Source organism: Mycobacterium sp. OAS707 (genome assembly GCF_014873705.1).
Lineage (GTDB): Bacteria > Actinomycetota > Actinomycetes > Mycobacteriales > Mycobacteriaceae > Mycobacterium.
The window spans coordinates 806,922-826,868 of sequence record NZ_JADBDS010000002.1; the positions used below are offsets into that span (position 1 = coordinate 806,922).

The following is a 19,947-nucleotide window of genomic DNA, read 5'->3' on the forward strand; positions in this document are numbered from 1 at the left end:
AAGCACTGGTTTACGGCGGCCCGGACAGATTTCCCCGCCGAATGTCCTCGCGGCACTCGAGGCGTGTCTGGCCGGTCTGCTGGATACAGACTTCGACCTGTTGTTCAATGCCCGCGGGGTAGACGGGGTCGGTTGGGCCTTTGGAGACAGTCGGTGTCGGAACGACGCCGGAGACCAGGGACCACATGGTGTCGCCGGTTGACGGCAAACGTGCGCAGTACGCCTTCTGGCCGGTCTCGGTGACGCCGGCGGCCCCCAGGACTGCGCAGTCGGCGCCGACGAGCACCACAGGCACTGGCGGCGCGGTCGGACTCGGCGGGGCGGCCTGGTTTTGGTGACGCCCGGCCAGCATGACGGCCGCAACTCCCCCGACGATCAGCACCGCAGCCAGCATCGCCGAAGCGATCAGCAGCGTCCGCCTTCGGTTTCCCGGCTCTGTTCGGCGACGGCGTGCAACCGCAACGGCATCCAACGTCGGTTCGCTGGCGCCAAGCTCATCCACGGTGACGTTGAGATGCCGGGCAAGAGCGTTCGCGAAGTCCTTGCACGTGCCGTAGCGATCGTCGGGCGACTTGGCGAGCGCTTTGGACAGCACCGGGCCGAGGCCGGAAAGCTCTGGTTTGCGCTTGGCGATCTCGGGCGGCGGTGCGGAAAGGTGCTGACTGATCACCACGGCAGGGTTCGGATCCTGGTACAGGAGCGAACCGGTCAAGAGCTCGAAAGCCGTTGCCGCAAGCGAGTATTGGTCAGCACGGCCGTCGAGTGTCAGACCCATCAACTGCTCGGGTGCCGCGTAGGCCACGGTGCCGACCGCCATGTTGGTCTGCGTCAATGAGCTGGAATCGTCGACCCGTCTGGCGATGCCGAAGTCGGCCAGCATCGCGCGCCAGCCACCGGAATCCAACTCGGCCAGAAGGATGTTCCCCGGTTTGACGTCACGGTGAAGCAGCTGGCGTTGATGGGCGTAGTCGAGCGCGTCGGCCACCGCGGTGACGATCCGGACGACTTCGTCGGGCGGCATGCCCTTGCGGTATCGCTCCTGCAATAACCGGCCAGCGTCGATGCCTTCGACGTAGGCCATCGATATCCACAACTGGCCCTCATGCTCACCGCGGTCGTAGATGGCGACGATGTTCGGGTGCGAGAGCGTGGCGGCGTTCTGTGCTTCGCGGTTGAAGCGTTCGCGATACGTCGGATCATCCGATACCTGCTGCGCGAGCACCTTCAACGCATCGCGCCGCGGCAACCGCGGGTGCTCGACGAGGTAGACCTCCCCCATCGCGCCTGAACCCAGCCGCTGCAGAATCGTGTACCCGGCGAATGTCTGGCCGGCTACTAACGACATGTCGGGATCCTATCGGCGTCAACCCGCGATGACGGGTCGCGCGCTGGTAACACCCGCATCTCAAAATGCGCCGCCTCCTGCGTGCCGCTCGCACCAAGTGGGTAAGCAGCGGTAGGACGGACTCAATATGACCATGCTTGCGAAAACCACATTGCTGGTGGCGGCGATAGTCGGCGCACTGCTAGGCGCGCCGGATGCTGCCGCCACCCCCGAGAACGATTTCTGCCGGAGCATGGCCGGCGTGGGTTTCACCGGCGACTGCACCGCCCTCACCGCGCTCGCCCGAGACGCGTGCGCTCAGAAGGCCCGCGGCGTCGATCTGACTACTGTGGCGCAGAAGTTGGACCTCGCGACGAAGAACGAGAACCTGTCCAACTACATCATTGCCGGTGCGCAGATCTACTTCTGTCCAGACCGCCCCCCAACGACCTGAAGCGCGCATACGGGGCTAGTCGCGATCGCCTGGGAGTTGTCGGAGAACCGATTCCAGCAATACCGGCGCGGGCAGAAAATCGCCGTATCCACCCATCGGCGAATAGTGGTAGTTGTGGCAGACATTCATGTCCGGCCAGACCGAGAACGGCCGGCGTCAAGGCGGTAACCGCCAGTGCCACTCCTGACTTCATCGTTGCTCGGACGGCCTGACGAGGGTTCCAAGAATTCCCCAAGGCCGCTGCCGCACGCTTCACCTACCGGTCGGGGCGTCGGCACTGAAGGAGCATCGTGTACCAAAAACTGCTGGTCATCTCCACTTTCCAGCGTGTCAGACCGGAGTACAATCCGACCTACGCATTTTGGGGAGCGCGCAAAGCGGCTGCGGCCGTTGGCCGGAGTCGTCGCGCGAGAGGGGGACCAATGAGCTCAGCCATTTCCGTCGTCCGTCATCCCCTTGCGATCGGTGCAATCGCCGTTGCGGTGAGCATTCTGGCTGGCGGAGCTCCGCTCGCCTCCGCCGCACCGGGCTGTGATGGTCGGTGCGACGTGACAGTCGCCGGTCCGAGCGGTGGATCGTCGAACAAGAACGGCGGTTCGCACGGTGCCCAGCCCACGATCCCCACGGTGAAGTTGCCGCCTCCGGCGATCATCAACGCGCAAACCGTTGTGCAGACGGCTCCTCCACCACCACCTCCGGTCAGGATCCCGCCACCGGTGATCGAGGTTTACCAACCCAGCATTCCTGTCGACACGCAGCCTCACGATGTACTACCCGTGGATGTCGCTCCGTCCGTTGTGCCCGTCGCGCCGGCGCCCGTTGAGATTCCGTTGCTTCCGCCGCCGCCGTCGGCACCGCCCGCCCCGGTATCAACACCAATGCCCCGTGTGCTGTTCACCAGCAGCGCGGAGCCGGGTACCCAGGCGCTGACGCTCATCGTGCTGTTCATGGCGTGCGGATGCTGGATATACGGCAATCGGATCGCATCGCAGATGACTGTGCGAAAGAAAGAGCGTGTGGCGGCGGGCGCGTAGCGCCGTCGCGGTCGTGGTCCTTGCGGCCGCGACGATCCTCATCGGCGCACCAAGCGCGCACGCCCAGGACAACCCGGTCATCATTCACGCGACTCTCGACGGCCACGATGTGGCCATCGGTGCGAGCGCCGAGCCGATCCCGCTGTACCCCGACAGGGTCATCGACGTCACCGTAGATGTGGCGAACCACGGGACGGATCCGATCGAGATCTCCTCGGTGCAGTTGGTCGGCCGCGTGCTCGGCCTGACGTTCTTCAGTTTCGCGACGGGCGTCGAACTGACCGTCGCACCGGGCGCCAGCGGCACCGTGCATTACCAACTCGACCTCACCGACCTCAAGCATCAGGCGACTGGCCTCATCGAAACGCAGTTGGTCGTGCGCAACCACGCCCACGACACGGTCGCGGTGGTGCACATGGTCGCAGATGTCCGCGGCTCGCTATGGTCGGTATACGGCTTGCTGGGCTTGGCACTGCTCGTACTCACGACGCTTGCCACCGTCGATGCTGCCATCGCGATCGCCCGCCACAAGGTGTCCCAAAACCGTTGGCGCCGCGGGCTTCGGCTGCTGACCCCCGGTATCGGTATCGGGCTGGTGCTTGCGTTCTCGGCGTCCGTTGCCCGCTGGTGGGTACCAAGCACGGGGACCTGGCTGCTGGCGGCCGGCATCACCGCCGCGACGTTCTTCGTGCTCGGCTACTTCTCGCCGACGCCGTCGGACGAAGAGGAGGACGAGGACGACGTTTACGTCGAGTCGGATGGAGACACGGCAGTCGTAGCGGCGGTCGACTCTGACGCGACGCTCGTCGACGAAACCCGGTCCGAGGCTTAACGGCGGCTGCCGCGCGCCCGTTCGTCGCGTACCCGACGGCCCCGCTGGCCCGCCGCGATCGCGGCGGCCAAACCCGCGCCCGCACCGAGGCCTGCAGACACGATCAGGGTGGCGACGGTGGGGGGCTCACCGAGCAAGATCCACGCAGCGGCGACGACGGCGGCGGCCAGCGCCGCTGCGAACAACGGCACGGCCACCACGGATGAAGGACGCTCACGCCCTCGGCGCAGCACCCGCAGGTGGGACTCGAGGTAGGCGCCCGCAATCAGCACGACAATTCCCGTCGCGGCCGCCAGCGCGGTGGTAACCGCAGATTGCTTGCTGCTCAACGTGATTCGTTCTGCGCCGATTGGGGTGTTATCACGCAGCACGGTGATTTCGGCAGGCAAGTTGCCCGCCAACACATAACGGTTGACCGGCGGCGGGACAACCGCACCACCCCCGGGACCCAGTTGCGCCTCGCGACGTCCGACTGAGAAGCCGAGGACATCGACCGACAGTGCGACCGAGTCGGCACCGGCGGTGGTGACCCCGACGGGGATCGGTTTCGAAAGGTCGACGGGTACCTCGTGGTTGCTCTTGGGGTCGTTGCCGTTGATGGTCACGGCGCCGGGCGCCAGGTCGCCGCCGGTCGGGACGGAACCAAGGCCGACGAGGGCGACCGCGACAGCGGCCAACGCCAGTGCGGCCGCGATTGCCGAGGCAATCGTCGGCGAACGTGACGCGCTTGGCTGACGGGCAGCGGCGGAGGGCGTGGGCCTAGGCGCGAGCACGGTTCGCAAGTCTTCGGTGGACTGCGAGGAGGGGTGTACCAGTGTGGCCGCGTCATCCGGGGATGGCTCCACAATCGTGGTGGCCGCCCCCGAACTCGGCGGAAGCGGGGACACCTGGTTGGACAGCGCTGCGCGGGCGGCCGCGGCGAGTTCGGACGCGCTCTGATAGCGCTGCTGCGGATCTTTGGCCATGCCCCTGGCGATCACCGAGTCGAAGGCGGCGGGGACCGCGGGGTTCACCGACGTCGGGCGCGGCGGATCCTTGGTCATGTGTCCGGCCATCACGTGCTCGAGGCTGTTACCGGGGTACGGCGCCTTCCCGGTCAGGCATTCGTGCAGCACACAAGCGAGCGCGTAGATATCGGCGCGCGCGTCGGCGTGGCCGGTGGTGAACCGCTCGGGGGCCATGTACGCCACGGTGCCCAGCACCGAGCCGGTCTGCGTGATCCTGGTGTCGGATTCGTCGTGGGCGATGCCGAAATCGATCAGGTAGACGAATTCGGAGGGCGTCATCAGCATGTTGGACGGTTTGACGTCGCGGTGCACGAGCCCGTGCGAGTGGGCCGTATCCAGTGCGGCGGCAACCTGTTCGATCACTTTGACCGCGAGCTCGGGGGTCATCGGCCCGCGCTCGGCCAGCGACGTGTGCAGATCGATTCCTTCGACTATCGGCATCACGAGATACAGCCGACCGTCTATCTCGCCCGTGTCATAGATCGGGATGATGTGCGGTTCGTTCAGTCGCGCCACCGTGTAGGCCTCGCGCCGGAAACGCTGCACGTACCCGCGTTCGCCAAGCAGATTGGCGGGCAACACCTTGATCGCGACGTCGCGCCCGATTTCCGTGTCGTGAGCCCGGTACACCTGACCCATGCCGCCCTGGCCGATCAGGCTGATCAGCCGATAACGCCCGAAGAGTTCTTCATCCACCGAGGAACGGCCTTAGCACGCTCAGCATGCTATCGACCGATTGCTCGGCGTGCGCCTTGTTCGATCGGCTCCACAGGTCATCGGGGTCCTTCACAGCCCGGCGGACCGTCGTCGCCGCCTGTTGGGAATGAACAGCACGGCCGCCATGACTGCGCATATCGCTCCTCCAATAAACGGCCACTTTGGGATGCCCGGCGCAAACGCCCAGCCGTTGTACACATGGACGTCGAGCACTGAACCGTCCTGCACACCGTGAGTGTCACCCCAGATTTGGCCCGTGTGGGTCTTCTCTTCGAGAGTCCATGTGCCCCGACAGCTTCGGGCGCGCTTCGCGGTGTGACTGCAACTGACTATCGTGGCCCGCGTCGGCATACCGACGTGGTAGCCGTAGACCTGATATGCGCCAAAGCCGAAGAGCAGCAACGAAAGAGCAACGCCAAGGGCCGCCGACATCCGGTATGACTTGGTGCGCCAACTTCGACGATTTTCGAGCATCTGCGATGCCACCGCAGAGTCGGGTGGCGCCGATACCGCGTGGGCCCCGGCCTGTGTCACCGAGAACTCCTGCAGCTGGCCGGCCAGTTCGGCCGCGATGCCGCTTGAGCCGAGTTCCAAGTCCAATTCTGCCGACTGGGCACGAGATTTGAGGTGGTACAACCACAAGCCGTCATCGTCCCGGACGGTCGTTATTTCGGCATCCCCTCGGGCAAGGGTGAGTATCGGTGACCCGATCGGCCGGTAACCGGTCATGCCTCGGTCGGTGTCGGTAATCAGAATTCGCGTCGGTGTGAGGATGAGAAACATTGTCTGTGGCAGTCGAGCCTGTGGCTGCCCGTTGACGATCAGCGACGGCCGCCACAACGGAGTAAAGCTGTCCAAGCGCATCCTGTCGTGCATGGTTGCGGCGTTGAGCGCGATGCAGCGCAGAATCGGCTCGCCCAGCTCCGATGACAGCTGCGACGCGAGCCGTTGCTCATATTTTCGGAGCGCCATCACCCCCACCCCCCAGGTCAGAGACCAAGAATAAGCGCCGCCCGCGGCACCCAGCACGCATTTCGCTGCGACGGCACAGGTGACCCGGCACGCCTTACTGACGCGGGCGTCGAAGCCTCAACGATCAGCCGAAGTACGGGAGCTCTGTTGTTTCCCACTCCCACAATGGATCCCGACACAGCTGGGTCGCCGGCGCGGTCTCAGCGTGTTTTTCAACGCGGACCGTTCGATTCTGGAAAAGTTCGGCGCGATCAGAACAGGAGAGGCGTGTGACGACCACCCATACCGAACAGCTCCCGCTGCTGACCCGGCGCGACCGCATCATGATCACCATCACGGTTGTCGCGGCTGCGGCCGCCGGAGTTCTGCACTTCGCCCACATGAACGCAGTGCTGGCGTTCATTGTGTCCGCGCTTGCGCTGGCCACGCTGGCATCTCTGGTCGGCCGATCGGTCGAGGCCCTCGGAGACCGGCTCGGGCCCAACGCGACTGGGATATTGCAGACGGCGCTGGGGAACCTGCCTGAGCTGTTCGTCATCCTGTTCGCACTCAAAGCAGGCCTTTACGACGTGGTGAAGGCCACCATCGTCGGCTCGATTCTGTCCAACGTCCTGCTGGTGCTGGGGCTGGCATTCGTGGTGGGCGGTATCAAGCACGGCCGTCAGCGCTTCGCCGCCGACGATGGGCGCACCCTCGGACTGATGTTCACTCTCGCGGTGTTCATCCTCGCAATCCCGTCGCTGACCGCTGCCATCCACTCCCCGGCGCAGCAGCATGAGCGGGCGGTGTCTGTCGTCGTCTCCATCGTCATGTTGGTCCTGTTCGGACTCTCGCTGCCGGCCATGCTAGGCAAGCGGTCTTCAGACCCATCGACGCACACAGCTCACGATCCCGCCAGAGCGTCGTCACCCATTGTGGCGAGCCCCGATTCGGCCAAGGCCGCCAGTGTGGCGACAGCACACGGCGAGTGGCCGCTGGCGATGGCCATCGGCATGCTGGGCGCCGCCGGTATCGGTGCGGCATTTGTGTCGGAATGGTTCGTCGCCGCCCTGGAGCCGGCGATGCGCGCAGCGGGCATCAACGAGGTTTTCGCCGGTCTGGTGATCGTGGCCATCGCCGGCAACGCGGTGGAGAACTTCGTTGGCATTCAGTTGGCCGCCAAGAACCAGATGGACTACGCGGTGCAGGTGATCGTGCAGTCGCCCGTGCAGATCGCGCTGACCATCGCCCCGATTGTCTGCCTGGCGGCGGTCTGGCTTGGTCAGCCCGGTTTCGATCTGGTGTTCTCGCCGCTGCTGTTGGCGTCGATGATCATGTCGGCGTTGGTCGCGGTGCTGGTTATCTTCGACGGCGAGTCGACCTGGTTCGAAGGAGCGGTGCTCATCGCGCTCTATGTGGCGATCGCTACGTCGTTCTGGTGGGGCTGACCGCAGCTGCTGGCTTATTCTCGAAAACGATTGCCACACAACCACCTAGGGGACATTGTTTATGGGGATGCCATCGAAGACGGCCCAGGGCACGGTGATCGCTACGAGGCCGTGCGGGCCCACTTGGTAGTCATCGAAATGGAGTTCGATGCCGTTGCTGGTGGGAACCCAGTTTGCGAAGTTTTCGGCCGCGGGGGCGACCCCGTCTGGTCTGAAACCGTCACCCAACTTGGCAGACAGCTGGGTGGTCGCGTTTTGCGAAAGCCGTTGCAACGCCGAACCGAAGTCACCGAATACATCGGCGAGCATCACTGGCTGAGCCGTGGTCTTGTTGATGACAAAGGTCGCCACGTGGTAGCTACCGTGCGCTTCGTGGGCAGTGTCCACCCTTGTGACCCACAAGCCGCTAACGGTGTTGTTGCCCAACCACACTGCCTGTTGGTTCTGGTTGGTGGTGAGGGTCCATTCGGCTGGCATGGAGTCGTTCTGCAATGTGGTGATCTGCTGGCGGAAGGAGGCGTCGACGGTGTTGTTGAACGCGTCGACGACAGCCTGGTTGGGGCCGGTGACGGCGGGCATGGTGACGTCGTAGGTGACGGTGCCGTCGGTTCCTGAGGCATTGCGGGATGTCGCGTTGTAGCCACCGTTCGGCGACGTAGAGCCGCTTCCGTCGTCTGCGTGCGCGATGCCGGCCAGACCGATCGTTGCCGCAAGCGTCGCCGTGGCGATCAGTGCAAGCTTCATGATCCTGCTGGTGCTCATTGGGTCCCTTCTTGGTCGCATGCCGGCGTCGTGACGCGGCGTCGATTTTGTGCGTGGGACCACTTTGCGGCGGACGGCTTGGAAGATTCTTTGAGGATCAGCCGAGGCAATACATTCCGGGAGTGTCAAGATCAACCGAAGCAGGTGTAAAGCATCAGCCGAAACACTGTCAGCCATCAACCGAAGACCCAACGCCAAGCATCAACCGAGGCAATACACCTCTGAAGTGGGGCGGGCGGGGCTCGAACCCGCGACCAACGGATTACGGAACGGCGATGCGTGCGAGCACCGACGCGTTCTCTAATTTGCTTGCTTCCCAACGGAGTTAGCATTCTCTCCCGATTCGGAAGTACCGACTGATTCCGACCGAATCCGGATCATTCTCGCCGAATAAGCGGCAACTCAGTCGCGCGCGGAACGGACAATCCCTTCGCGAGACCTGGGATGCCTCAGCCAATTGGCGGATGAGGCTTTAACCGTTGATCACTTTCACCGAACAGCGGTGCCTGCTGCGCACCGCGCTCGACGGCGAAGGGTCCGCTTCGTTGCGCAGCGCGATGAAGGCGGCGCGTGCCGGAAACTACGAGCGGCGCGGCAGTAAGCGACTGGAGGCCGGATCTAACACCGCATCATTGGCCGCCATCGTAGGTCACGAAGGTAATGTGCGCCTATGCCAGACGCCCTTCCTCTCTACGTTTTTGTCGCCACGCCCGGCGACGTCACCACGGAGCGAACGCTGATTTCAACCTGCATCGATGAACACAACTCGCGACAGGGGGCGACTGGCGTCAAATTCAAGATGGTGGGTTGGGAAAGCGTTCGTGGCACCGCTCGGCGGCCCCAAGAGGCAATCAACGAATTAATCGGTGAGTCTCACTACCTGATAACGATGTTCAAAGAATCGTGGGGAAGCGAACCAGGGAGCCCGTGGGGCTTTACGTCCGGCACCGAGGAGGAGCTATTCACCGGCCTTTTGGAGCTTGGTCGGCCTGAACAGCCAATGCGGGATGTGTGGGTGGCGTTTTTGCCCGCCGCATCGCCCGATCCGCGAATCAAGTTGCTCCGGGACCAAATGGCGGGCACTCACGCAATGATGTACGAAGTCCCCTCCGACCTTCGCGACTTGAAGTCCAAGATCGCTGACCGCCTCGAAGGGTGGGCGGCCACCGCCACAGCTAGGAAAACAGCCCGACACGTCGAACTTCTTCCAACTTCTGGTAAGGACATCCTTCGGGCAGCAAACCTGCGTCGCGATGGCGAGAAGCTGGTCGAACTCGGTCAGCCGGGTACAGGTGGAGCCAAATTGAAAGAGGCCGCGGCAATCGGCGGACCGCCAGAACAACTTGCGTATGCGAAGTTTCTCGAACGCCGAGGCGATCTTGACGACGCACGATTGGTGATTCAGCGCGCAATCGACTACTTCGCGACCGGGCCAGGCGTTCTGCACTCAGCTTTGGCTGCTGAAGCATTTTCCGCTGACGCCCGCATACTGCGCCGGCAGGGCGACGAAATCGGCGCAATTGGCCGCTTGCAGCATGCTCTGACGCTCCTTGTGGATAGCGACCCGTTCTCCACGAGGGTCAAGTCCCGCATACTCGATGACCTTGGGATTGCTTACCTGGCCACGAAGGACTATGACTCAGCATTGAAGGAATTCGAAACCGCGCACGAACTTCGCAACCAGCAGGGCGACACTGTCGAAATCTCTCAGTCGTTGGTCAACATAGCGCGCGTCCATGGGAGGGCCGGCGAACATGTGGTTGCAGAGGAATTTGCAAAAAAGGCGCTAATTGGGCTACGAGAAGTGCCGCCTGACACTCTGCGTGCGAACGCAGAAATCCTGGTCGCCCAAACTTTGCTGAGATTGGGGAGAGCTACGGAGGCGATCGAAAACGCGGAACGGGCCGTCGCGATAAATCAGCAGATTGGCAATAGACAAGGCGAAGCAATCGCACATCTGGTGGCTGCTCAGTGTTGTCGGTCTTCCGGTCGGAACGACAAAGCTAAATTCCACGCCCAGAACTGTCTAGAACTCAACAAAGCCATGGGAAATAAGTACGGTCAAGATCGAGCGCGCTGGCTACTCGATCAGATCGGTAACTGAATTCGCGAATAACGCATCGCTAGTGGACGGGCGTGCCGTCAGTATTCACCTGGAAATACGTCAGCGACGGCCATACAAACGCTGTTAGCCGACCATCTGCGAATGATCCACAACCGGTATCGATTCGGGCCCCGTCCCTATCGATTAATGGCACTGTGCCCACCGAGACGTGAGCGGACACTGAGTAGCGACCCTCGAGGCCCGACTCGGACAGAGGTATGTGCGAAGCCACCACATTCGCATACTCAAACCTGTCCGGCATGTGCCGAATGAAATCAACATGCGCTGCAGGGATTCGCGACCGCAATTCGGCCAAAACATCAGGCCCGACCGGCCGTCGCAAATATGAGTGGATCGTTTTTGCGCCTCCAATCTTGAGAAAATGCGTCAAGTTTTCGGTGTCCAACGCTTCCAATAGAACCTTCTCGTGGTTTCCCTTTAGCAGCACCATGGAACGTCGCATTGATTCATTAAGCAAAAGCTCGATAACACCAGCCGAATCGGGACCTTTATTAAGATAATCTCCAAGGAAAACCGTCTTATCGACACCTATGTTCTCAATGACGGTCATCAAACCACGAAGGGCATCAGCATTTCCATGTATGTCACCGACAAATGCGATCGACGTCGGACTCATAGAAGTATCTTATCTACTTCCGCGTAACCGGTATCCGCGCCAACGAGACCAAGGGCCATAAAACCAATCGCCAAGAGATCGCCTCCGTGGTCCCACTCATTGACGATGAGTGCCTCAAGGGAGCCATGGGGATTCGAGGGCAACTCACCAAGGATTTGCTCAAGACGGATAAGGCATTCGCGCAGGTCTGCCACTTGAGGTGGTTCAACATGTCTGGATGCCAACAGGGAGACTAACGACGGATCGTCATGTCGCACTGCAATCTCGCGTACCGAGAAGCAGGGGTGGCCGGCGGCAATCGCCTGCGCGTAGAGGCTGCTTCGCAAAAGGTAGCGGGCTTCGCGCAGGAGACCGCGCAGGTATTTCGGTAAATCAGCGTCCAGAGCACCGAAAACCTTCGCCATGTTCTTGACCCGGCTGAAAAGACGTGCTGTGTCGACCTCACCCAGCCCATTCACTAGCTCTTGCAGGCGTCCTGTCGGATCCCAAATTATCCTCGCATCGCGCCGTAAGTGCGCGCCGAAAAGCGTACCGACCCCTGACTTCAACTGATCGACCGTGTAAAAGCTGACATTTACGAGGCCTGAATAAGTGCTTGGCAACATTCGCTCGGAAAGGGCGAGCAGATCCAAGTCGGATCCCTCGACAGAATCTCCGCGGGCTCGACTTCCATATACCAAAAGCCCTTGCACACCGGCTGGAAGGTCAGGGACATCGTGTAGAACTTCGTCGGGAATGCCCAATCCGCGGAACGCCTCCAAGATGGCATCTCGCTGCAATCCGCTCCTCCGGGCATCCTTGTTGCTCAGCCAAAACCCACAATATCGGAGCCTATGTCGGTGTTCGCATGGTCCAAGGATTGCCGGGCTATGTTTGCCTGTCTTGGAACACCCTCGGCACAACGGGGTTTTGGTGTCCGCCCGTTCGATCGCGTTCGACTGATGACCTGCTGCGCAACTTCAGCTGTTGGTACAGCACCTCTTGGAAGCGGTCGGCCCGGTTCTGCGGCGTCAGCCGTTCCTCTCCCGTCGAATTCGCTGACACTGTCCAAGTGCAGCGCCAGCTGACTGTATCTGCACGGGCGTCTGTTGACGTAGGTGCGAAACGCTTGAACGAGCGATGACATTGTTCGGTCGGTGAGCGCGGAACTTGTCGTATCTGCTGGGAGACTGTGAGTGAAGGCCGTGTCACCGGGGAGAGTGTTGCGGGTTGCGACGTGGCGGTAAGCCGGTCGACTGTGATGTGCGTCACAGTGTTGTCGTTTTCGGCGTTTGAGGCGGCCTGTGTCTAGAGGTCCCGTATGGAGCGGGGCATCGACGCGATGAGGAGGCGTCTCATGGAAGTAGATCACACTAGCGGCGAGGAGCCTGACGGCGAGCCGGCGGGCGATCCCGAGGACTCGGTACCGCGGCTGCCCGCAGTGGGTTCGGCGGCGGGCCAGGCGATGATGGCTGCCGGTCATGGATGCCTGATGACGCGCTGACTGGCTTCGCCAACCACTTCCAGGCCGATAATCGGCTAGCCGGTTCGCCTGCATTGCACTCGGTCATGGACATGGTGACCCGTGCCGGTCGTGAGTCGGGGCTCGGTGTGTCGAACTTGATCGGCAGCGAGTACTTGTCGCAACTGCCGGGGGCGACCACTGGTGTGAATCTGACGAATCTGTGGGCCAAAAACGCGGGGATGCCGTGGCATGAGCTGCACGGGGGGCCCAGTCCGGTGCAGATGGCCGCCGAAGCGGTTGCCCGCGCCCGGGAAGCCCTGGACATCGGGCGGCCCGGTTCATTGACACACGACCTATTCGGTACAGGCGCTGGCGGGGTCTTGGGTGAGCTGCACTCTGGGCCCAGCCCGATAGCGGAAGCGGCGGCCCGCGCCAGGGAGGCCTGGCAAGAGCTGCAGGCGGGGCCGAAGCTGACGGATCTGGTGCCCCCGACCCCGATCTGGGAGAAGTTCAACACTGGGCCGAGCCCAATGGCACAGATGACGGCCGAGGTGGCCGCTCGGGCCCGGGAGACCCTGGGCAACGGTCCGGGATCACTGACGCACGACATGTTCGGCAAGAGCAGCGTGGGGTCGATGTTGGAGGGGCTGCAGTCGCAGGTACCGGATCTGGCGAGCTCGTTCGTGCCGTCGGCAAACTCGGTGCTGTCGGGGCTGTCGGAGGTCATGTCCGGTTTCGCCGACAAGATGCTGGGCGACCCGCAATGGGGTCCTGGGCGCTTTTTCTCGACCGAGTACCTGACTGGTGTGACGTCATGGATGGGTGCAGCTGGGCATCAGTCGTGGATGGACGGCGTGTGGCGTTCGCCGGAGGAATCCATTGCCAAGGTGTTGCAGTCGTTTTCGGCGCTGGCTGATCATGGCCTGGCGTGGGGCTGGCAGGCGTTGATGGCGGCGCTGCGGGCCCGCCGCGCTGTGCTGCGCGGGGATGTGGAGGCGATCGTGCTGTTCCTGCGCCAGTGGTTGGGGTTCAAGCGCACGCCGCCCACCTTGGTCGACGCCGCCTCGTCGGTGTTGTTGGAGGAAGCGGCCTGGCTTCCGATCGGGTTGGAAGCCGACGAGAAATTGTGCCCCCGGATTCGGAAGTTGACCATCGATGAGCACCGGAACTTCCGGTTCATCGGTGATACGCAACTGATTGGTCGGCGGGTGGACGCGCTGGACCGAACGGTGAGTATCACCGATGAACCGGATGCGACCTTGACGCTGGTTGACGTGGTACCGGCGTCTCCCCCGCTGCCGAACATGGACGACATCAGCGATCCTCGGTTGCTGTGGATTATTGACAGGCTCGATGAGCGTGAGCGCAGGATTCTGCGGATGAAAGCCGAGGAGAAACGTACGTGGGCTGACGCCGCGGTGTCGTGCGGCCTCGCGCCGGCCGACGGTGAAAACCTGCGCCGCAAGCTCAAAAGGCTGGGCAAGGCTGCCGATGTCGACGCACCGGTGAGTGCGGCCGCGGCGGTGTGGGGTTGACGAGGTCATCGGGGCGGCCGTCCAATCCAGTGCTGGAAAAGGCGTACGCCAACACCGCGGGGGCGGTTGCCTATCTCGACGAGACGTTTGAGCACGGTGAACACGGCGCCGGCAGGTTCTATGTATTCACCGCAGTGCTGGTAGAGCGCACCGAGATGGAGGTGCTGCGCGATGAGCTGCGAGCGGTGGCTGGTGGCACGTTCTGGCACACGACCGACGAACTGCTCACCGAGGACGGCCGCAAGAAGGCCTCCGGAATGCTGGAGTTCTTGGGCGAAGGCGACGAGATCTGCGTGATTTCTCACCACACCCGCGTCGCAAATGACGACGAAAATCTAGAGGCGGCGCGGCGCGAATGCATGCGGGGCTTGGCGTCCACGCTGTCAGCTGGAGCTGCACCGTTGCGGGGCCAGGTCGACTTGATGGTGTTAGAGGAACGCAACCCGCGGAATCTGAGCACCCTGGACCGTAAGAACATTGCGGCGATGCGCGGCGAGGGTCTTATCCACCGGTCGATGCAGGCGGTTTTGACATCACCGAAGTTTGAGCATCTGTTGTGGCTGCCGGACTTGGTGTCGTCCGCGTACAGGAGAACGGTCACCCACAGAGACGATTCGCTGTTTTCGCTGATCCGCCCGATGGTGCACTTCGTCGATCCGATGCCGTAATCCGGCCCAGAAATAGAGCAACCCCTGGGTGCCGTAGCTGTCATCAGGGGCCAGACCAGCTGTCAAGAGAAAACCCCGAGGGCCGGTTCCTTGCTCGCAACTAGATTAACATCTATTCAGGTTGGAATCATCCTCGTTCACAGGGCGTCGCCCGTGTGAACGACCGGTCTGGGATGGCTTGCCCCTCAGACCGGTGTGACCTGCGGCAATGTCTTGAATTCGGCGGCCGTTTCAGCGGGTCCGAGCTGACCGCTACAGGCAGCTACTACTCACGCCACTGAGCGCGGGCCGATGTTCGGCTCGACCGGACAGTCGCTAAAAGCGGTGAATAAACGGTGACTGATCAAGATCGTCGCCCAAAAATGGCCTCTGAAGTGGGGCGGGCGGGGCTCGAACCCGCGACCAACGGATTATGAGTCCGCGGCTCTAACCGACTGAGCTACCGCCCCTATTCACAGTTTCGCGGCAATCATGGTCGCATACGCCGAGAACGGCGGCGTACCCCGCCGAACATGTGAGCGAGGTGCGTCAAGACACCTGTCACGGAAATCAACGGGATGGTTAATTCGGACGCCAGTGGGGTAGCCCTGCGGGAGCGAAGCGACCCAAGACCCCGGTGCGCTTTGCCGGTCCAATAGGAGGCACCACATGCGCAATCCGTTTCCCGTTTTGGTAGGCGCGATACTGTTTGCTGTCGGTGCGATAGGAGCGACGATCTGGCTGTGGTTCAAACGCAGGCAGTTGGTGCTCGCGGCGGCTAAAGCGGCGCCGGAGAGAGCAACGGCAGCCGCTACTGATCAGGCATCAGCCGTGCCCAACGCCATACCTGATCAGGCATCGGCAGCAACCAACGCGGCACCAGAACTTCGACCTTCGGGGCGTTAAGCCCTGACGCGAGAGGTGGATCCGCGGATGGAAATCGATCCGTACGCCGTCCTGGGGGTGCGTGCAACGGCAACCGCGGACGAGATTCGACGTGCCTACCTCAGGCAAGTTCGGATTCATCATCCCGACGCCAGACCCGCAATCTGCAGGCAGAGCAGTTCGCCGATGAGCCACTTCGACGGGTCGTGGCGGCCTACGACCTGCTTCGCGACGCTGAGCGCCGGGCACGCTACGACCGCTCACAAGCAAGTGCCGACTCTGTCGCCCAGCACAGGACACGTGCTCCGCGTGTACCGGCGGAAACCACGAGTAGATCGAAGCTGACCGGTAGCCTCCGCATCCCGGGGCTTCACGTTCGATTCGGCGTCAAGCGGCTCTCGGACTGAGTTCGCCGCAGTTAACCGACGACCGTCTGCCCGTCCGCGTCGACCCGGAACAGCTCGGTCCCCTCGGCCACCTGCGCCGCATCCGCTCCCAGCGCGACCATGATCTTGTTGCAGGCATTGCGCATGACGTCGAGCGTCAGCTCGAACGCCTCCTCCTCGGTGAAGTGCTCGCGCACCCCTGCTACCACCGACCTCGAAATGCGCGACGGTGTCCATATCAGCGCGTCCACATACCGCAGCGCCGCCTTCTGCCGGGTCGACAGCTGCTCCGAGGTCTCGAAGTTCTCGATGTCGCCGTACAACGACTCCGATCCCCCGGCATCCAATGCATTGCCCTCGCGACGCGACTTGCACAGCCTGCAGTTGTGCTGCGCGGCGCCACGCAGCCGCACCACCTCGGTCGTCACCGGATCCAGTGCCTGCAGCCGCGCCACCGCCGGCGCGAAGTCGTTCAGCAGCGCCCCGATCGGATCGGCGTCGTGGTCCCAATCCGGAATTCCCCCGTTGCCCGGCTTGCCCATGCCGAGCGCTTCGAGACCCGCCCACACCCGGGGGACGAAGTCCGCGATGAACGTCGCGACCGTGACTCGGAACGCGTCCTTGCCCAGCGTTGAAACAAACTGCGCGCGTTGGTGTTTGCCGATGCCCGCGACGTCGACGGTGAATTGTTCGGCGAACGCCACCACCACCGCTTCGCTGCCGGACTTACCATCAAGCAGGTCGACCTCCGACGGCAACGGAGGCAACGACAACGCCCTTCCACACGTCAGCCGGATCAGCGTGTCGAGCCGAGTATCACCCGATGACATCGCCACCAAGCCGGCCAGCCGCTCGGGAATCGCTTCGTCAGCCACGCATGGATTATTGCGCCTGGCTCACCGAGGACATGTGAAAGTCAGGGATCCGCAGGGACGGCATCGCCGCCCGCGTCGCCCAATCGCCCCATTCGCGTGGCAGCGTCACTTCGCTGACGCCCGCCTCCGTGGCCCGGCGCAGCAGGTCCAACGGACTTTCGTTGAACCGGAAGTTGTTGACGGCCGCGGTCACCTCGCCGTCCTCGATCAGATACACGCCGTCGCGGGTCAGCCCCGTCAGCAGCAGCACCGTCGGGTCCACCGTGCGGATGTACCACAGCGTGGTCAGCAGCAATCCGCGCTCGGTGCCCGCGATCATGTCCGCCAGGCTCGCCGACCCGCCCGTCATCAGCAGGTTGCTGGCGGGTGCCACCACCGGCGCGTCGTATTCAGCCGCCGCCGCCCGCGGGTAGGCCAACGCGTTGATCGTGCCGTCGCGGATCCAATCCACCCGGCCGATGTCCATGCCGTTGTCGAACACCGACATCCGCTCCGATGAGGCCGCCGTCGCGACGAACGGGGTGCATTCCAGCCGGGCAGCGGACGGATCCGAATACAACGTCAGCGGCAAATCGGTCAGCTTCTCCCCCACTCGCGTGCCGCCGCCTGGCGCCGACAACGCCGTGCGCCCTTCCTGCGCACCGAGGCCATCCATGGACCACGCCAGGTAGATCATCATGTCGGCCACCGTCGACGGCGGCATGATGGTCTCGTATCGCCCCGCGGGCAGTTCGACCGTTCGCTCGGCCCAACCGAGCTGCGTCGACAACTGATCAAGTAGCGACTCAACCTGCACATCAACATAATTCGGCGTGCTCACCCCAGCCCAGGCACTCGCACCGCCACGCTTGGCATTGATCTCCACCGAGCCCGTCGGTTGCGTGTATCGCCGTCGCAAACCGCCGGACGTTGCGACGAATGTCGTCTCCACGACGTGCCGGGCATACCCGTACAACCGATCCGTGCCCCGAAAGCCTTGCGCCAGCGGACCCGCGATGCCCGAGAACACCTGCGCACCCGTGCCAGGCACCGGCGCATCCCAGTCACCCGGAGTATCGGTACCCGACAGCGCGGGTGCACTATCGCGGGCCTCCGGCGCGGACACGGCGGTCTGCTGTGAGGCCGCTACCAGGTCTGCGATCGCGGCTGGATCCACATCGCTGGAGCGCACCGAGCCGACCTGGGCCGTATCTCCTTTGCGCACAATCGAAATCACGGTGGTCGTCCGGCTGACAGACTCCCCATTGGTGGTCATCGAGTTGCCTGCCCAGCGCAGCGCCGCGTCAGCGCGATCAGTGACCAGCACAATCGTCTCGTCGGCCTTACCCAGTCGCGCCGCCTTGGCCAGTGCAGTGTCGATGACCTGCTGCGCCCCGATCATCGGCCGCCCTCGGCAAGCGTGTTGAGCACGTTGATGCCCCGGAACAACGTCGATGGGCAGCCGTGGCTGACCGCCGCCACCTGACCCGGTTGCGCTTTACCGCAGTTGAACGCGCCGCCGAGCCGCCAGGTCGACGGTCCACCAACGGCTTCCATCGCGCCCCAGAAGTCCGTGGTGGTCGCCTGATACGCGACGTCGCGCAACTGGCCGTCGAGACGGCCGTCCCGAATCCGGAAGAACCGCTGTCCGGTGAACTGAAAGTTATACCGCTGCATGTCGATTGACCAACTCTTGTCGCCGACGATGTAAATGCCGTCCTCGACACGCGCGATCAGGTCATCGGTCGTCACGTCGTCGGCAGCCGGCTGCAACGACACGTTGGCCATCCGTTGGATCGGCACGTGGTGCGGCGAATCGGCATACGAACAGCCGTTGGACCGTGGCAGCCCCAGTCGCGGGGCGAACACCCGGTCGAGCTGGTAGCCGACAAAGATGCCGTCACGCACCAGATCCCAGCTCTGCGTCCGCACCCCCTCGTCGTCGAAACCGATTGTGGCCAGACCGTATTCGACCGTCCGGTCGGCGGTCACGTTCATCACCGGCGAGCCGTAGCGCATTGTGTCGAGCTTGTCCGGGGTGGCGAATGAGGTGCCCGCGTAGGCGGCTTCGTAGCCGATGGCCCTGTCGTATTCGGTGGCGTGCCCGATCGATTCGTGAATGGTCAGCCACAGGTTGGAGGGATCGATCACCAGGTCGGTCGGGCCGGCGGTCACCGACGGGGCCTTGGCCTTCTCGGCAAGCAGCGACGGCAGCTGCGCCAGCTCGTCGGTCCAGTTCCAGATTTCGTCGCCGGCCACGTACTCCCAGCCGCGGGCTGTCGGCGGCGCGAGCGTGCGCATCGACTCGAACGTGCCCGCTGCCGCGTCTACCGTGATCGCATCCAGTGTCGGCTGCACGCGGACCCGCTGCTGGGTGGTCGACGAGCCGAATGTGTCGGCGTAGAACGTCTGCTCCTTGGCCGCATAGAGCACCGCCGACACGTGGTCGACGCCTTCGGCGGCCAGCAGCCGACCCGAGTACTCACCCAGCACCGCGATCTTGTCGGCGACGCCGACGGCAAACGGGTCGACCAGATAGTCCGAAACCCAGGTGACGTCGGAGTAGACCGGCTCGGCGGCCAGCTCGATCGTCTCTGCGTTCAGCGGCGCGAGCGTCGTCGCCACCTGTACAGCGCGCCGCGCGGTCTCGGCTGCGACGTCAGCATCCAGCTCGGCGTGCGAGGCGAAGCCCCACGTGCCATTGACGATGACCCGGACGGCAAGGCCGATCTCGTGGTTGACCACCGCGGTTTCGAGTTCGGCGTCGCGCAGCTGCACGATCTCGGTGGTGATGGCGTGAATGCGCAGGTCGGCGTAGCTCGCGCCGGCAGCCATCGCAGCGGACAACGCGGCGTCGGCAAGCTGATGCCTCGGCAACGCGAGGAACTCGGCATCGACACGGCGCGCTGCTGTCACGCCACTACCG

General features: G+C 63.2%; 18 protein-coding genes and 1 tRNA gene. 9 read left to right on the forward strand and 10 right to left on the reverse strand.

Going from position 1 to position 19,947, the window contains the following annotated elements; genetic code table 11:
- Positions 1 to 10 precede the first annotated feature (10 nt).
- Positions 11 to 1,345: a serine/threonine-protein kinase gene (locus tag GGC64_RS14745; protein WP_192723240.1), complete on the reverse strand. Its 1,335-nt coding sequence runs from the start codon at positions 1,343 to 1,345 to the stop codon at positions 11 to 13.
- 127 nt (positions 1,346 to 1,472) lie between these two features.
- On the opposite strand from GGC64_RS14745, the gene GGC64_RS14750 reads away from it, so the two are divergent.
- From GGC64_RS14750 to GGC64_RS14760, 3 genes are all read left to right on the forward strand, one after another.
- Positions 1,473 to 1,778 (forward strand): DUF732 domain-containing protein, encoded by a 306-nt coding sequence (locus GGC64_RS14750; RefSeq protein ID WP_192723241.1) that lies wholly within the window; start codon positions 1,473 to 1,475, stop codon positions 1,776 to 1,778.
- Positions 1,779 to 2,200: 422 nt separating this feature from the next.
- Positions 2,201 to 2,812, forward strand: coding sequence for a hypothetical protein (locus tag GGC64_RS35155; protein ID WP_192723242.1), 612 nt, complete (start codon positions 2,201 to 2,203; stop codon positions 2,810 to 2,812).
- The gene (locus GGC64_RS14760) at positions 2,793 to 3,644 is read left to right on the forward strand and encodes a hypothetical protein (protein WP_192723243.1); all 852 of its coding nucleotides are present in this window, start codon (positions 2,793 to 2,795) and stop codon (positions 3,642 to 3,644) included. Before GGC64_RS35155 ends, GGC64_RS14760 begins: the two co-directional genes overlap by 20 nt.
- On the opposite strand, the gene GGC64_RS14765 is transcribed toward GGC64_RS14760, so the two are convergent.
- On the reverse strand, positions 3,641 to 5,347 hold the full coding sequence (locus tag GGC64_RS14765) for a serine/threonine-protein kinase (RefSeq protein WP_370582108.1): 1,707 nt from the start codon (positions 5,345 to 5,347) through the stop codon (positions 3,641 to 3,643). The two genes, GGC64_RS14760 and GGC64_RS14765, sit on opposite strands and share 4 nt — an antisense overlap.
- A gap of 90 nt (positions 5,348 to 5,437) precedes the next feature.
- Positions 5,438 to 6,340 carry a hypothetical protein gene (locus tag GGC64_RS14770; RefSeq protein WP_192723244.1) on the reverse strand — a complete coding sequence of 301 codons (903 nt, stop codon included), beginning with the start codon at positions 6,338 to 6,340 and terminating at the stop codon, positions 5,438 to 5,440.
- Between the two features lie 269 nt (positions 6,341 to 6,609).
- On the opposite strand from GGC64_RS14770, the gene cax reads away from it, so the two are divergent.
- On the forward strand, positions 6,610 to 7,767 hold the full coding sequence (cax, locus tag GGC64_RS14775) for a calcium/proton exchanger (protein ID WP_192723245.1): 1,158 nt from the start codon (positions 6,610 to 6,612) through the stop codon (positions 7,765 to 7,767).
- Between the two features lie 45 nt (positions 7,768 to 7,812).
- Here the strand turns inward: cax and GGC64_RS14780 are convergent, their stop codons facing one another.
- Positions 7,813 to 8,529 carry an RsiV family protein gene (locus GGC64_RS14780; protein WP_192723246.1) on the reverse strand — a complete coding sequence of 239 codons (717 nt, stop codon included), beginning with the start codon at positions 8,527 to 8,529 and terminating at the stop codon, positions 7,813 to 7,815.
- Positions 8,530 to 9,199: 670 nt separating this feature from the next.
- On the opposite strand from GGC64_RS14780, the gene GGC64_RS14785 reads away from it, so the two are divergent.
- Entirely contained in the window at positions 9,200 to 10,633 is a 1,434-nt protein-coding gene (locus GGC64_RS14785; RefSeq protein WP_192723247.1) for a lipopolysaccharide assembly protein LapB, read from the forward strand.
- A 19-nt stretch (positions 10,634 to 10,652) separates the two neighbouring features.
- On the opposite strand, the gene GGC64_RS14790 is transcribed toward GGC64_RS14785, so the two are convergent.
- On the reverse strand, positions 10,653 to 11,270 hold the full coding sequence (locus GGC64_RS14790) for a metallophosphoesterase (RefSeq protein WP_192723248.1): 618 nt from the start codon (positions 11,268 to 11,270) through the stop codon (positions 10,653 to 10,655).
- The gene (locus GGC64_RS14795) at positions 11,267 to 12,049 is read right to left on the reverse strand and encodes a nucleotidyltransferase domain-containing protein (protein ID WP_192723249.1); all 783 of its coding nucleotides are present in this window, start codon (positions 12,047 to 12,049) and stop codon (positions 11,267 to 11,269) included. Before GGC64_RS14795 ends, GGC64_RS14790 begins: the two co-directional genes overlap by 4 nt.
- 557 nt (positions 12,050 to 12,606) lie before the next feature.
- Here GGC64_RS14795 and GGC64_RS14800 point away from each other — a divergent pair.
- Genes GGC64_RS14800 through GGC64_RS14810 form a run of 3 tightly spaced genes read left to right on the forward strand, consistent with a single transcriptional unit; the run spans position 12,607 to position 14,917 of the window.
- The gene (locus GGC64_RS14800; protein ID WP_192723250.1) at positions 12,607 to 12,753 is read left to right on the forward strand and encodes a hypothetical protein; all 147 of its coding nucleotides are present in this window, start codon (positions 12,607 to 12,609) and stop codon (positions 12,751 to 12,753) included.
- A complete protein-coding gene (locus GGC64_RS14805) occupies positions 12,735 to 14,249 on the forward strand; it encodes a hypothetical protein (RefSeq protein WP_192723251.1) in 1,515 nt (504 codons plus the stop codon). Before GGC64_RS14800 ends, GGC64_RS14805 begins: the two co-directional genes overlap by 19 nt.
- Positions 14,246 to 14,917, forward strand: coding sequence for a hypothetical protein (locus GGC64_RS14810; RefSeq protein WP_225951745.1), 672 nt, complete (start codon positions 14,246 to 14,248; stop codon positions 14,915 to 14,917). Before GGC64_RS14805 ends, GGC64_RS14810 begins: the two co-directional genes overlap by 4 nt.
- 375 nt (positions 14,918 to 15,292) lie before the next feature.
- Here GGC64_RS14810 and GGC64_RS14815 read toward each other — a convergent pair.
- Positions 15,293 to 15,366 (reverse strand) — tRNA-Ile (locus GGC64_RS14815).
- Positions 15,367 to 15,829: 463 nt separating this feature from the next.
- Between GGC64_RS14815 and GGC64_RS35300 the strand changes: the two genes are divergently transcribed.
- Positions 15,830 to 16,126: a J domain-containing protein gene (locus tag GGC64_RS35300; protein WP_192723252.1), complete on the forward strand. Its 297-nt coding sequence runs from the start codon at positions 15,830 to 15,832 to the stop codon at positions 16,124 to 16,126.
- A 73-nt stretch (positions 16,127 to 16,199) separates the two neighbouring features.
- Here GGC64_RS35300 and GGC64_RS14825 read toward each other — a convergent pair whose 3' ends face one another.
- The 3 genes from GGC64_RS14825 to GGC64_RS14835 are packed head-to-tail and all read right to left on the reverse strand — an operon-like array spanning position 16,200 to position 19,937.
- A complete protein-coding gene (locus tag GGC64_RS14825) occupies positions 16,200 to 17,042 on the reverse strand; it encodes a carboxymuconolactone decarboxylase family protein (protein WP_192723253.1) in 843 nt (280 codons plus the stop codon).
- Between the two features lie 7 nt (positions 17,043 to 17,049).
- Complete coding sequence (locus GGC64_RS14830) at positions 17,050 to 18,423, reverse strand: TldD/PmbA family protein (RefSeq protein ID WP_192723254.1); 1,374 nt, start codon at positions 18,421 to 18,423, stop codon at positions 17,050 to 17,052.
- Positions 18,420 to 19,937 carry a TldD/PmbA family protein gene (locus GGC64_RS14835; RefSeq protein ID WP_192723255.1) on the reverse strand — a complete coding sequence of 506 codons (1,518 nt, stop codon included), beginning with the start codon at positions 19,935 to 19,937 and terminating at the stop codon, positions 18,420 to 18,422. Before GGC64_RS14835 ends, GGC64_RS14830 begins: the two co-directional genes overlap by 4 nt.
- Between the last annotated feature and the right edge of the window lie 10 nt (positions 19,938 to 19,947).

Coding starts and splice junctions, on each gene's coding strand:
- GGC64_RS14745 (WP_192723240.1), bottom strand. CDS start 1,345: ATGTCGTTAGTAGCCGGCCAGACATTCGCCGGGTACACGATTCTGCAG.
- GGC64_RS14750 (WP_192723241.1), top strand. CDS start 1,473: ATGACCATGCTTGCGAAAACCACATTGCTGGTGGCGGCGATAGTCGGC.
- GGC64_RS35155 (WP_192723242.1), top strand. CDS start 2,201: ATGAGCTCAGCCATTTCCGTCGTCCGTCATCCCCTTGCGATCGGTGCA.
- GGC64_RS14770 (WP_192723244.1), bottom strand. CDS start 6,340: ATGGCGCTCCGAAAATATGAGCAACGGCTCGCGTCGCAGCTGTCATCG.
- GGC64_RS14780 (WP_192723246.1), bottom strand. CDS start 8,529: ATGAGCACCAGCAGGATCATGAAGCTTGCACTGATCGCCACGGCGACG.
- GGC64_RS14785 (WP_192723247.1), top strand. CDS start 9,200: ATGCCAGACGCCCTTCCTCTCTACGTTTTTGTCGCCACGCCCGGCGAC.
- GGC64_RS14790 (WP_192723248.1), bottom strand. CDS start 11,270: ATGAGTCCGACGTCGATCGCATTTGTCGGTGACATACATGGAAATGCT.
- GGC64_RS14800 (WP_192723250.1), top strand. CDS start 12,607: ATGGAAGTAGATCACACTAGCGGCGAGGAGCCTGACGGCGAGCCGGCG.
- GGC64_RS14805 (WP_192723251.1), top strand. CDS start 12,735: ATGCCTGATGACGCGCTGACTGGCTTCGCCAACCACTTCCAGGCCGAT.
- GGC64_RS35300 (WP_192723252.1), top strand. CDS start 15,830: ATGGAAATCGATCCGTACGCCGTCCTGGGGGTGCGTGCAACGGCAACC.
- GGC64_RS14830 (WP_192723254.1), bottom strand. CDS start 18,423: ATGATCGGGGCGCAGCAGGTCATCGACACTGCACTGGCCAAGGCGGCG.